10 protein-coding genes, 1 pseudogene and 1 riboswitch are annotated in these 13,700 nt (G+C 42.2%); of the genes and pseudogenes, 7 read left to right on the top strand and 4 right to left on the bottom strand.

What is annotated here, in order from left to right:
• Positions 1-3 precede the first annotated feature (3 nt).
• Complete coding sequence (locus VHE99_05110; GenBank protein HVV68397.1) at positions 4-2,511, bottom strand: Rne/Rng family ribonuclease; 2,508 nt, start codon at positions 2,509-2,511, stop codon at positions 4-6.
• 341 nt (positions 2,512-2,852) lie between these two features.
• Between VHE99_05110 and VHE99_05115 the strand changes: the two genes are divergently transcribed.
• The 7 genes and pseudogenes from VHE99_05115 (at position 2,853) to VHE99_05145 (ending at position 9,952) form a co-directional block, all read left to right on the top strand.
• On the top strand, positions 2,853-3,800 hold the full coding sequence (locus VHE99_05115; GenBank protein ID HVV68398.1) for an RluA family pseudouridine synthase: 948 nt from the start codon (positions 2,853-2,855) through the stop codon (positions 3,798-3,800).
• 158 nt (positions 3,801-3,958) lie between these two features.
• A riboswitch (TPP riboswitch) is annotated at positions 3,959-4,065 on the top strand.
• Between the two features lie 81 nt (positions 4,066-4,146).
• Positions 4,147-5,880, top strand: a pseudogene (gene thiC / locus VHE99_05120) (phosphomethylpyrimidine synthase ThiC).
• Between the two features lie 19 nt (positions 5,881-5,899).
• Positions 5,900-6,979 (top strand): FAD-dependent oxidoreductase, encoded by a 1,080-nt coding sequence (locus VHE99_05125; GenBank protein HVV68399.1) that lies wholly within the window; start codon positions 5,900-5,902, stop codon positions 6,977-6,979.
• Positions 6,960-7,163 (top strand): sulfur carrier protein ThiS, encoded by a 204-nt coding sequence (gene thiS / locus VHE99_05130; GenBank protein ID HVV68400.1) that lies wholly within the window; start codon positions 6,960-6,962, stop codon positions 7,161-7,163. Before VHE99_05125 ends, thiS begins: the two co-directional genes overlap by 20 nt.
• A 5-nt stretch (positions 7,164-7,168) precedes the next feature.
• Positions 7,169-7,960 carry a thiazole synthase gene (locus VHE99_05135; protein HVV68401.1) on the top strand — a complete coding sequence of 264 codons (792 nt, stop codon included), beginning with the start codon at positions 7,169-7,171 and terminating at the stop codon, positions 7,958-7,960.
• Between the two features lie 28 nt (positions 7,961-7,988).
• Positions 7,989-9,527 (top strand): thiamine phosphate synthase, encoded by a 1,539-nt coding sequence (gene thiE, locus VHE99_05140; GenBank protein HVV68402.1) that lies wholly within the window; start codon positions 7,989-7,991, stop codon positions 9,525-9,527.
• Entirely contained in the window at positions 9,524-9,952 is a 429-nt protein-coding gene (locus VHE99_05145; GenBank protein ID HVV68403.1) for a hypothetical protein, read from the top strand. Before thiE ends, VHE99_05145 begins: the two co-directional genes overlap by 4 nt.
• Before the next feature lie 5 nt (positions 9,953-9,957).
• Here VHE99_05145 and nudC read toward each other — a convergent pair whose 3' ends face one another.
• From nudC to trpS, 3 genes are read right to left on the bottom strand one after another with little or no spacing between them, the layout of a single operon-like run.
• Entirely contained in the window at positions 9,958-10,785 is an 828-nt protein-coding gene (gene nudC, locus VHE99_05150) for an NAD(+) diphosphatase (protein ID HVV68404.1), read from the bottom strand.
• A gap of 51 nt (positions 10,786-10,836) precedes the next feature.
• Complete coding sequence (locus VHE99_05155; GenBank protein ID HVV68405.1) at positions 10,837-12,291, bottom strand: exonuclease domain-containing protein; 1,455 nt, start codon at positions 12,289-12,291, stop codon at positions 10,837-10,839.
• Between the two features lie 32 nt (positions 12,292-12,323).
• Positions 12,324-13,331 carry a tryptophan--tRNA ligase gene (gene trpS / locus VHE99_05160; GenBank protein HVV68406.1) on the bottom strand — a complete coding sequence of 336 codons (1,008 nt, stop codon included), beginning with the start codon at positions 13,329-13,331 and terminating at the stop codon, positions 12,324-12,326.
• Between the last annotated feature and the right edge of the window lie 369 nt (positions 13,332-13,700).

Here is a 13,700-nt window from a genome sequence, read left to right on the forward strand (position 1 = left end):
CCACTATTTTTTCTCATCAGAATCTTCAGGCCATTTAACTTTTACAGAATCAGATTCTTGTGGCTTTGGTTCAGTCGGTTCGTGCTTTTCCTTTTCTGCAACCAAAGGCTCTTTAGCCGCTTGAGGCCGAATAATGACTGGCTCACTACTTTGTTCCGCTGAAGTCACAGGCAGCGACGGCGATGTGGTTTCAGGCAATACTGGCACGGGTGGTTTTTCAACAGGAGCTTCAGTCGCAACTGGGGGTGCTGCGACGGGCTGGTCTGATTTTTGTGGTGGCTTTACCGGTGGCTGAGCTTGAGAGGATTTACCGCCTTTGAAGCGCTGGCTGTCACGATAATAGTCTTCAAGATCACTAGGGAAAGGTGGCAAATAATCAGGTAACTGCTCATCAGCCAACAATTTATGAGGGGTCGTTGTTGGCACTGCAGGCACATTTTCGGTAACAGGTGGGACGCCACTGGTTGTAACACTAGGTGTAGTATCTAGGTGAGTAGAGCCAGAAGTTGAACTAGATGCCGGTGATCCACTAGAGCGGCGGCGTCCGCCTCTTGTACCACGGCGGGAACGACCTTTAAATTCACCTTGGGGCGCTCCTGTTGGTGTTGTTGCTGTCGTTTCTTCTTTAGGTGTGGCAGGTATAGGCCTAGCTGTTTTTTTAGGTTCTCTACTACCAGCAGGTGGTCTATTCCCAGATGAAAATTTCTCATCACGCCTATGGGGTTTCCCTTGAGGAGGTCTAGCAGCTGGTCGTGGTTCTGGAGCAGAAGGAGTCGCAGGGATATTTGGTTTACCCACTTCTTCACCCTCTGCGCCAAATAAACTAGATATTAAACGCTTAATAATACCTGAAGGCGGTTTTTTGCTGGAAGGAGCAGGCTCTTCGGGTAAAATATGTTTTACTGCAGGTTTTTCCTCTATTTTGCCTGCCCCCGCTTGTGCTTGCGCTTTTTTCCCAGGATGTTGTTCTATTTCTGGTGTTTCCAGCAAATGGTAACTGGGTTTGAATTTACCGCTGCCAGAAGTTTCCTCTTCCGTCACGCGTTTAATGCGGTATTTGGGTGACTCTAATTGCGGATTGGGAATAATGGTAATATTGATATTGCGTTGTCTTTCAATTGAAGTAAGGCTTTCGCGCTTTTCATTAATAAGATAAGTGGCCACATCAATAGGCAGCTGTACTTGTAACTGTGCCGTATGGGGTTTCACTGCATCTTCTTCTATCATACGCAGTATAGACAGTCCCAATGATTCTATGCCGCGGATAGTGCCCCAGCCGCTGCAGCGTGGGCATATCACTTGGGTTGCTTCACCGAGTGAATGGCGTAAACGTTGTCTTGACATCTCCAATAAACCGAAACGCTGCGAAATGCTGCCGATCTGGGTGCGTGCTTTATCCAGTTTCAGTGCATTGCGCAAACAATTTTCCACTTCCCGTCGATGACGCACTGAGGCCATATCGATAAAATCAATGACCACTAAACCGCCAATATCACGCAGCCGTAGCTGACATGCAATCTTTTCAGCTGCTTCCATATTGGTTCTAAGCGCAGTTTCTTCAATATCACCCCCTTTAGTGGAGCGTGCCGAATTGACATCAATTGCGACTAAAGCTTCAGTATGGTCGATGACAACAGAGCCACCCGATGGCAAACGGAGTTCACGTTGATGCGCTAATTCAATTTGATGCTCAATCTGATAGCGATTAAATAGAGGTACGTCGTGGGTATATAATTTAAGACAATGTAAGAAATCAGGACGAATTTGCTGTAGATAGTTTTTAATCTTTTCATGTAAGGTTGGATCATCAACGATGATGTCGAGTATATCCTGGCGCAGATAATCACGCATCGTGCGGGGTACAATATCGCTTTCCTGATGAATCAAAAATGGTGGCGAACCTTCGGCGGCTGCTTTAGTAATCGCTTCCCATTGTTTCAGTAAGGTATTGAGATCCCATTGCAGCTCAAGAGAAGTTTTACCAACTCCGGCAGTGCGGATAATGACACCCATGTCTTCAGGTAAGGGTAGGGCGCTTAATATTTCGCGTAACTCATCACGCTCCTCACCTTCTACCCGCCGGGAAATACCGCCCGCGCGTGGATTGTTGGGCATTAGTACTAAGTAGGAGCCGGCTAAGCTGATAAAAGTCGTTAAAGCAGCACCTTTATTGCCGCGCTCTTCTTTTTCTACTTGCACCATAATGGTGCTGCCTTCTTTGATAAGCTCCTTTATATTGAGCCGTTCGAGCTTTTTCGTATCAGTGGTGGTGAAATTTTCGCGGGCAATTTCTTTTAAGGGTAAAAAACCGTGGCGTTCGCTGCCAAAGTTGACAAATGCGGCGTCAAGACTAGGCTCTACGCTACTAATCTTGCCAAGGTATATATTTCCGGTTTTGGTTTTGTAACTTTGACGCTCTACAATGAGGTCTATGAGGTTTTGAGTATCTACATCTACGATAGCAACGCGCAATTCTTCTGATTGCGTTGCGTTAATCAGCATTCTTTTCATGTTAATCCATATTGTTGGTTTAGCGCGCTCAACCTTAAATATCCAGTAACCATTCATGGATATTTGATAAGGGATCGCCCTATGGTTTTAATTTCTTAACCTCCAAACCAGAAAAAAAGCGTGCTATATTTTTTAAATTATGCTGCTCTTTAACAGGGTTGGAGCCTAAAGTATTCTTTGGGTAACTGCTAAAACGCAGATTTACCTTGTTGGCTAAATGGTTTTGACCATATTCCCTTTCTTTACTGGCAAACCATGCACTAACGGTTTACTATAACAAGCTTCTGTATAAATATCAAACTACCTGATTTATATCTAAAAAATATGTGTCAATACATCCTATGACAGACATCACACCCAATGTTCACTGGTTAATTGTTGAAAGCCACTCTGAAGGCCAGCGTATCGATAATTTTTTGTTTTCTCGGCTAAAGGGAGTCCCTAAGAGTCGTATTTATCGGGCGCTGCGTAATGGTGAATTCCGTGCCAATAAAAAAAGAATTACTGCGGATTACCGCCTGCATGCAGGCGACTCTATCCGTATACCACCCTTACGCGTCGCTACCCGTGAAACACCAGCCAAACCAGCGGCAAACTTGATTAAATTACTGGCAGAAGCAGTCATTTATGAAGATAAAGACATCATTATAGTGAATAAACCCTCCGGTATTGCTGCGCATGGCGGCAGTGGCATTCATTTTGGTGTCATTGAATTGTTGCGACACCTACACCCCAAGTTAAAATTTTTGGAATTGGTGCATCGCTTAGACCGTGACACCACCGGCTGTTTGATGTTGGCGAAAAAACCTTCTATATTGAAAGAGTTGCATCAATTATTGGCTCATGGTCAAGTTGAAAAAACCTATTTGGCGTTAGTTGCGCACCCTTTTAACGGTAAAGAGCGCAGAATTAAGGCGGCTTTACAGAAAAATTTATTGCGCTCGGGTGAGCGGGTGGTTACGGTGAATGCTGAAGGCAAGCCAGCTGAAACCATTATTACGCCTCTTGAGGTTTTCACACATACGTCCCTGATTGCAGCGAAGCCTCTGACTGGACGCACTCACCAGATTCGCGTACATGCTGCGCATATTGGTCATAGTATTTTAGGCGATGAGAAGTACGGTGATCGCAAAATGGATAAGGCTTTGGGGGTTAAACATTTATTGTTGCATGCAGCAGCATTGAAATTTGTGATGCCTACCTCTGGTAAAGCAATTGCTGTGTGTGCTTGTTTGGATCAGCATTTTCAGGAGGTTCTAAAAAAAATGCGCGGCTTCTTACAGCCTTGACTTTTTTCCTTCTCCCCTTGTGGGAGAAGGAAAAAAGCTAGGGCTGTAAGAGGAAAAAGTTAAGGCTGTAAGAGGCTATAAGAGATTGATGCCTACCCTAAAACATGGTTTAATGCCCTCCCTCAGCCTGGCTTTTGCCAGCATAATATTATTTTAATTTTACTCACTAGGGGTGCCGCCTATAAAGCGGCTGAGAGAGCCAAAGCTCAACCCTTTGAACCTGAACAGGTCAGTACCTGCGTAGGGAATGTGACAAATTCTGCTTGCAACTTCTTGGTATATTTTTCCCGAGATAATTCAGAGTCTCTGTTACGCTCCTGTCCCGCCTGTTTTAAAAGGAGCGTTTATGAACATTGACTCAAAGCTGTTGCAATCCTTTTCGGGGTCCCAAAAAACTTATCTTAGCGGAAAGCTATATCCTGAAATCCGCGTTCCTATTCGGGAAATTCTGCTATCTGATGGCGGTATCGTTCCTGTTTATGATACCTCTGGTACTTACACCGACCCAGAAGCAAACATTGATATCAGCCGAGGTTTATTTCCCATTCGCTCACAATGGCTAATCGAAAGAAACGATACGCAAAGCTATCCCGGGCGGATTGCAACACCAAGAGATAATGGCTATCAAGATTTAGATAAAACCGCCCATGCTGCAGCAAAAAATTTACAACGCCAACCACGGCGCGCGATAAATAGTCAAGCAGTCACACAGTTACACTATGCCCGTCGGGGAATGATTACCCCAGAAATGGAATTTGTCGCGATAAGAGAAAATCTTAAACGCCAAGCAGCCCAAGGCCAGATTAACTATATTGCCCGTGATAATCGCTTGCAAGGTCATGCGTTAGGCGCGCAAATACCCTATGAAATCACTCCTGAATTCGTCCGTAGTGAAATCGCAGCCGGACGCGCCATCATTCCTGCTAACATTAATCATCCTGAGTTGGAGCCAATGATTATTGGTCGTAACTTTCTAGTGAAAATAAACGCTAACATTGGCACCTCTGCAGTTACATCCTCAATCCCAGAAGAAGTTGAGAAATTAATTTATGCCATTCGTTGGGGTGCAGATAATGTGATGGATTTGTCAACCGGCAAAAATATTCATACCACGCGTGATTTCGTGTTGCGCAATTCTCCAGTACCAATTGGCACAGTACCGATTTATCAAGCATTGGAAAAAGTAGGCGGGGTGGTTGAAGATTTAAACTGGGAGATTTATCGCGACACTTTAATAGAACAAGCAGAGCAGGGCGTGGATTACTTTACTATTCATGCAGGTGTTTTGTTGGGCTATATTCCTCATGCGCTCTCGCGCTTAACTGGCATTGTATCCAGAGGTGGGTCAATTATGGCCAAATGGTGTCTTGCCCACCAAAAGGAAAATTTTCTTTATACGAATTTTGAAGAAATCTGCGCCATTATGCGCGCCTTTGATGTCAGTTTTTCTTTAGGAGATGGATTAAGACCCGGCTCAATTGCTGATGCAAATGATGAGGCGCAATTTTCCGAGCTTAAGACGCTGGGTGAATTAACGCAAAAGGCATGGCAACACGATGTGCAGGTCATGATAGAAGGGCCAGGCCATATACCCATGCATTTAATTAAAGCCAATATGGACAAGCAATTGGTTGATTGTTTTGAGGCTCCATTTTATACCTTGGGACCTCTGACCACTGATATTGCACCGGGTTACGATCACATTACCAGCGCCATTGGTGCAGCGATAATAGGCTGGTATGGCTGCGCCATGTTGTGTTATGTCACACCCAAAGAGCATTTAGGGCTTCCAGATAAAGAGGATGTCAAGCAAGGAATTATTGCCTATAAAATCGCTGCGCATGCTGCTGATGTTGCTAAAGGCCACCCAGGTGCGCGTTATCGTGATGATGCTTTATCCAGCGCGCGTTTTGATTTTCGTTGGCAGGATCAGTTTAATTTATCGCTAGATCCTGATACGGCTCGCGCCTTTCATGATGAAGCATTACCACAGGAATCTGCGAAAACTGCGCATTTTTGCGCTATGTGTGGACCAAAATTCTGCTCAATGCAAATTACGCAAGAATTGCGGCAGTATAGTGATACGAGATAAAACTACAATGAAAGCAGGCATCATCGGCGCGGGTATCATGGGGCAGCTACTGGCACTAAACCTTTTAAACGCCGGTTGGGAAGTCACAGTATTCGATCGTAATGATGATATTAACTGTAGCATGGCCGCTGCTGGATTACTCACACCCGTTAGCGAATTAGTAAAAAATGATTTAATTATCTTTGAGTTAGGAATAGAGGCCATTTCTCAGCATTGGCCATGGATTATTAATCAATTACAGCAGCCTATCTATTTTCAAAATCAAGGCAGCTTGTTGCTAGCGCATCCGCGGGATCAGGCTGAATTATCCTCTTTTATAAATATTATAAAAGATAAATTGCAGAATGTTCCTGATGCGCTGCAGCAACATATTAAAACGATCAAGCCATCAGAACTAGAACCTGATTTAACCAAAATTAATCATGGGTATTATTTTGCTACAGAAGGTTGTATAGATAATCAGGTTTTCTTAAAAACATTGCAGCAGTATTTACTTAATCAGGTGATATGGCATAAAAATATCGAAGTAGAGAAAATAATTGCCGGAAGCATTATCGCAAAAAATATCAGCCAGTCTTTTGACATGGTATTCGATTGTCGCGGTCTTGCCGCCAAAAATCGTTTTGAGAATTTGCGTGGCGTAAGAGGTGAGTTGGCCTGGCTATGGGCGCCGGAAGTCAATATTCAACGTCCTATACGTTTATTACATCCACGCTATAGCTTATATATTGTACCGCGAGCCGATGCGACTTATATTTTAGGGGCAAGTGAGATTGAAGCAGAAGATCACAGCGCCATTTCAGTCAAAACGCTATTAGAATTATTAACTTCTGCTTACTGGTTACATTCGGGATTTTCCGAAGCGCGTTTAATTAAAACCGTAACCCATTGTCGTCCGACCTTGCCTGACCAATTGCCCAAAATAAAATACGGCAAGCAAATGATTGCAATCAATGGTCTTTACCGACATGGATTTTTAATAGCGCCAACATTAGCTGCTGACATCCTGTTATTTTTAAAATCAGGTTTATCTAAAGTCAATTATCCAAACTTATGGGAGCAGGCACATGATACAAGTGCTGTTTAATAACACACCACTACAAATCGAGGAAAATATTACATTAAGCACGATTCTAAAACAGCATGATTATCCAACTAACGGTATTGCCGTTATTCGCAATCAAAATTTAATTCCTTATTCACAATATGCGCAAACTGTGTTGCATGCGGATGATGTCATTGAAATTATATTACCGATGCAGGGGGGATAAATTTGATGTGGAAGCTTGGCGGAAAAGAATTTAACAGTCGATTGATCTTAGGCACGGCCCAATATCCATCCCTGTCGATTATGCAACAGGCTATAACCTATGCGCAGACGCAAATTATCACCGTCTCTTTACGCAGACAAGTCGCTAATGGTAGACCGAGTGATAATACTTTTTGGGAGCATATCAAAGATTTAAACTGCGAAATTTTACCCAATACCGCGGGTTGTCGCACTGTGAAAGAAGCGGTGATGATGGCAGAAATCTCCCGTGAATTATTTAATACACGTTGGATCAAACTAGAAGTGATTGGTGATGATTTTAGTTTACAACCCGACCCATTTGCATTGTTGGAAGCTGCTAAAGTTTTATTGAAAAATAATTTTGAGGTATTTCCTTATTGCACTGAAGATTTGGTGCTGTGCCAACGCTTGTTTGATGCGGGCTGCCAGGTTTTAATGCCGTGGGCTGCCCCTATAGGTTCTGCTAAGGGTTTATTAAATCCTTTTGCCTTGGAGGTATTACGCACCCGTATGCCTGATGCGACTTTGATTATTGATGCCGGAATCGGTAAACCTTCTCATGCTGTGCAGGCGATGGAGTTAGGATTTGATGGCGTATTGCTGGATACAGCGGTTGCTCATGCTAAAAATCCAGTGCAAATGGCGACAGCGTTTAAAGATGCAATCATCGCCGGCCGAACTGCTTATGAAGCAGGAATGGTCGTCGAAAGAAATTGTGCTCACCCCAGCACGCCGTTACTGGATACGCCATTTTGGCATAGTGCCGTGGCTGGATAGAGGGCTGTAAGAAAAATGGAGAAACCCTATGCAAAAACCCATCGCATGGACAATCGCCGGCTCCGATTCCGGTGGCGGTGCCGGCATTCAAGCTGACTTACATACCTTCCAAGCACTTGGTACTTATGGTTGTTCAGTGATTACTGCTGTGACAGCGCAAAATACCTTCTCTGTAACTGCTATTCATAATGTGCCTGCTGAAAATGTTGCAGCGCAAATTGCCGCTTTAGCAGAGGATTTAAAGCCTAAAACGATCAAATTAGGCATGTTGGGTGAGTCTGCAGAACCTATTGTGCACTTTTTAAAAGAATATTCTGGATCAGTCGTTTTAGACCCGGTGTTGATTTCCACTTCGGCGCACAACTTATTTAGCGATGACATTAACCAGCGCATTGGCATGATATTGCAAATGCTGCCCTTGGTGACTCTAGTTACTCCTAATATACCTGAAGCTGAAACAATATTAGGCCTGACAATTAATACCCATGCCGATATCATTAAAGCGGCACAAAAATTTTTATCGCTAGGTGTTCAAAGCGTCATTATCAAAGGCGGTCATATTAAACAAGATCTGTTTGCTCAGGATTATTTTACCGATGGTAAAGAAGCTTTCTGGCTAGCTTGTTACCGAGACTTGAATGGAAATTATCATGGTACCGGTTGTACTTTTGCATCAGCCATTACCGCAGCACTTGCGACAGATTATAATTTATATGATGCTTTAGTCATTGCCAAAATGTATGTGACAGAAGGTATTTATAGTGCAAAAAAATATGGCGCAGGCGCTGAGCCCGTAATGCATAGTGCATGGTCTAATGAACAGCAGCAATTACCTTTTTTATCTCAAAAACCCCTAACAGAGACAGTTAAGCCATTTCCCGATTGTGGCGTTAATAAATTGGGACTCTATCCTATTGTTGATGCAGCTTCTTGGCTGACAAAACTTTTACCTTGTGGGGTAACAACCATTCAGCTGCGTGTCAAAAATAAAACGGGTACTGAATTAGAAAATGAAATTAAAGCTGCAATTGAAATCGCTAAGAAATACAGCGCCCGTTTGTTTATTAATGATTATTGGGAATTGGCAATCGCTCATGGCGCTTATGGCGTACACTTGGGTCAGGAAGATCTAAGAACTGCGGATATTCCGCGAATTAAAAACGCAGGTTTACGTTTAGGTATCAGCACACATAATTATTATGAACTGGCTATAGCGCATGCGCTTAGACCTTCTTACATTGCTCTAGGACCTATATATCCCACGACCTCCAAAGTGATGCCACACGCACCTCAAGGAATTGCACGGCTTAAGCATTGGCGCAATATGCTAAACTATCCACTGGTAGCCATTGGCGGTATTGGTTTGCCACAATTTTCGGAAGTGTCAGCAGCCGGCGTTGATGGGATTGCTATGATATCAGCCATTACTCAAGCCGAAGAGCCTATAAAAACTACTCAACAAATGTTAGACTTGATTGCAGACCAACAGCGCTTTTTTCTTCTCCCTCAATGGGATAATGAAAAATATGCCATTAATTCCAATCATAACATGGAATCTAACCCATGAAACAACTCCTATTTAAATCATTATTTTTATTATGCCTAATATTTTCACTGACATCATATGCCTATATCAGATTAGAAAATATCAGCCATACAGAGTTTGAACCTTATACCCATGCAGAGGATTTTCGTTGGATCACTGGGAAACTAAAATACCTTGGCGTAGAAGGTCCAACCTGGAGCATCATCTACGATCCTGAGCACAATAATAAATTTTTATTGCTGCGTGGAGAATATATTTTTCAGCCGCCGGAGAATTTTAAAGACGATGAAATGGTCGTTCTTCAGGGAAGAGTCAAGCATATGGAAATGAGTTCATTTATGAGTGGCGATTATTATGAGGTACTTAATATAGAATCACTGGATGAACATAACGCCAAAGCAAAACAAGAACTTGAAGAAATAAATAAAGGAAAAAAGAAGAAATAGAAGTTTTATCTTAACGAAAATATAAAGTCATCGATTAACTTGCGGGACAAACTGAGTTTTTTGGGCAATTCCGGTAGTTGGTCAACGGAAAACCAGCCGGCATCTTCTATTTCAATATTATCAATAACAATTTCCCCACTTTCATATTCCGCAGTAAACGCCAGCATCAGATTGCTGGGAAATGGCCAGGGCTGTGAACCAAAGTACTGAATATTTTTAATTTTTATGCCTACTTCCTCAAATACTTCTCTGACGACAGTCTGTTCGGCACTTTCACCAGGCTCCACAAAACCCGCAAGCACACTGTATATTCCTTTGGTAAAATGCGGAGAACGCGCCAAAAGTAATTGCTTTTGTCTATGGATACGTACCAAGATGACAGGGGCAACATGCGGATAAAACACTGCATTGCAGTGTGAGCAAGTTTTAGCGCGTTCGGTAGTGCTCAATGTGGTTTCTTGACCACAATAACCGCAAAAGCGCGTACTTTTATCCCATAATAGAATTTGTTTGGCACGAGAAGCTAATAAAAACAAATCCTCATTATCACTCAGCGCCTCATAAGATTGGCGAAGATGTTGGAATGCCATACTTTCTGGGGAAATACTATTTTCTGCAACTTCTGCCACAAAACAGTGGGTATTATCATAAACTCCTAGATAATGTTGGTGTAATATCTGTAAATCAAAAGCCGTGATATCTATCAATTCGGGAATGGACATTTGGTTTTGTATTTTCTGGATGAGTATCTCTTCACCCTTAAACACAAACCATAAGGCAGGTGCTGCCAGCGTGGCGGGAGAATGTATGTGTGAGGTAAAAGGTTTTTTCATAGGTTAAACTCGGTGTCTCACCCCCTTTGAAAAAGAAGGTGAAAACAGTATTTATTCAACAACATTGCTTAAAAAAGCATCTTTCATTGTGATAGCTAAATTTCGAATATAAGCTTCTAAGCCAGATAACAACTTTTGCTGGCAATTATTCAGCTCTCTTTCTTGGTATAAATTATGGATAATCTCTAATGCCCCATGAGGTGTCAAACACTTTTCCCCGCGATAATCAACTCGCGCTGCTGCATTAGACGAATAATTCGATATTAGATACGCTTTAAATTGTTGCGCTAACTCCGGTGTCAAAAGTTCTGAATAATGCCGGCCTAATATACGCAACATGAGTTGAGATAGGGTAGGGTTAGAAAATTGCGCAGCAAACTGTATCTTCTTTTCCGGGATAGCATGGTGAAAAAACTGGCATAATTGCTCTTCTTGCTGAGTCAAAAAGCCATTATCATAGAGTGCTGCATTGGCATCAATACTAGGGATTTTAGGATAAGTATATTCTTTATGATAGTGCATGATATCTTGCAACGCTTGTGGGTTGTTATGCAACCACTGCAAATTATCCTGCATAGTTTTCAGGCGTTCAGCTGTGAGGTGTTGGGTAAAACGTGAAGATAGTGGCAATAACAAACCCGGTTCAGCGATTTTTTTGCGCGCAACCCAACTGTTTTGGGCAACGGTATCGGAAGTGACATTAATTAATTCTGATTTATCTAGTCGCAACCATAAGCTCTGATTTTTATAATGATTATGCTGACCCAATGATAACACCGGAAATTGATACAAATCTTTAGCGCCGCATTCACCAACCATTAAACCCAGATAATGTTGTTGACCATTACCACTAGTCCAAGCAGGTAATTGCTTAACGCGATGACTATCAATTTTTTTATCATAATAACCCATTGCGTAATGCCACATTTCTGCATCGCGAGCAAATAGGCGTGCAAGTCCCAAAGTAGCTTCTACATCCACCATGGCATTATGTGCTGCACCTTTTGCCAGTTGATTGGCTGAATTGAGATACTCCAATTTCAGCGTGGGTTTATCATCCAGCATTGGCCAATTTAATGCGGTGTTTTTAAATAAATAATAAAGTGTAGCTAAGGGGTAGAGATCAAAGCGACCACATTCATTAGCCCATTGATGGGTATAAGCAGGTAATAAATTACGATAAAAGGAAAAGCGCAGAAATTCATCATCAAATCCTAAGGTGTTGTATCCGCCGCTTTGAGTTCCTGGCGTATTGAATAGGGTATAGATTTTTTCCATTGCAGCAATTTCGGAGCTGCCCTGTAACATAGTTTCGATGGGAATATTATGGATGAGTATCGCTTCTGGGTCAGGAATGACATCGCAATTGAGTTTTACTGGTATTTCATAGCGTTCCAATTCGTTTAAATCTAAATCTGTGCGAATGGCTGCAAATTGTAGGACTTGGTCAAAACATTTATTTCGACCTGTGGTTTCTAGGTCGTAAAATAGATAGGTTTTGGGCATGTGTAGGGAATCCTTTGGTATGCTATGTGTTTTCAAAAAGGAGCAGGTATCAGCCCCACTGCATCATGCACGCGCTGTAGAATTCTTTGCGCACGTGCTTGCGCTGTTTCTGCGCCACTTCGCAATATATCCTGTAATTTATCAATATCTGCGCGTAATTCGTAATAACGTTCGCGCATTGGTCGCAAGTGTTCAATAATTGCCTCAGCCAGATCATTTTTAAATTTACCATAACCGCTGCCCTGATAAGCTTGTTCTAATTGCGCAATGCTTTGGTGAGTGGTCAATGCAAACAAAGTCAATAAATTGGCAACGCCCGGTTTAGCATCTACATCGTAACGTATCTCATTGCCGGAATCGGTTACCGCGCGTTTTAATTTAGTCCGAATCATATCTTCTGAATCTAATAGCGCAATATAATTATGCTGATTGGCATCTGATTTAGACATTTTTTTGGTCGGTTCTTGCAAACTCATAATGCGTGCACCCTGAGGTGGAATATAGGGTTCAGGAATAGTAAAAATTTCACCATAAAGACTATTGAAACGTAAAGCTACATCTCGAGTTAATTCCAAATGCTGCTTCTGATCTTCTCCAACGGGAACTCGATGCGCACCATATACTAAAATATCAGCCGCCATTAACACTGGATAATCAAATAGCCCGACATTAATATTGCTTTCATGCTGCTTAGATTTATCTTTAAACTGCGTCATACGGTTGAGTTCACCCAGATAAGTAAAGCAGTTTAAGATCCAAGCTAGGCGGGTATGTGCCGGCACATGCGATTGTGCAAACAACACATTCTTTTCAGGATCTATGCCACAGGCAATATATAAAGCCAACACATCATAGCAACGCTCCAATAATTGTTCAGGATCTTGGCGGACGGTTAAGGTGTGCAGGTCAGCCAGCATAAACAGGCAATCATATTCCTCCTGCATCTTGACCCAATTAGAGATGGCGCCTGTGTAATGGCCGATAGTGAGCTGACCTGAAGGTTGAATTCCACTTAGCAAAACTGGCTTTGATAGAGTCATAAAGTTATCCATATAGATTGATTGTTAGTAATTTACATATAATTTTGAATAAATTTAAATATTTGCAGAATTTTATTTAATGTATGAGCTTCAAGGTACTGAAATCTGTACTATATTTTAACGAAGACTAATGGATATTTCCTATAAGTGAGGATAGAAAAAATGACCAGGATATTCTGCATCTTATGTATAACAGGGTTGCTCTATGGATGCACCTACTCACCACCACCACCTTATCTCATGGATTATAATAACTATTATTATACGAGCTCTTATGGGGCCTATGAATACACCTATCCTATAGGTTATGATGATAGTTATTACGTTAAAAATAGTGGAGTAATTCCTTATTAAAAAGGGTAGGGTAAG

The organism is Gammaproteobacteria bacterium (genome assembly GCA_035546635.1).
GTDB lineage: Bacteria > Pseudomonadota > Gammaproteobacteria > JAURND01 > JAURND01 > DASZWJ01.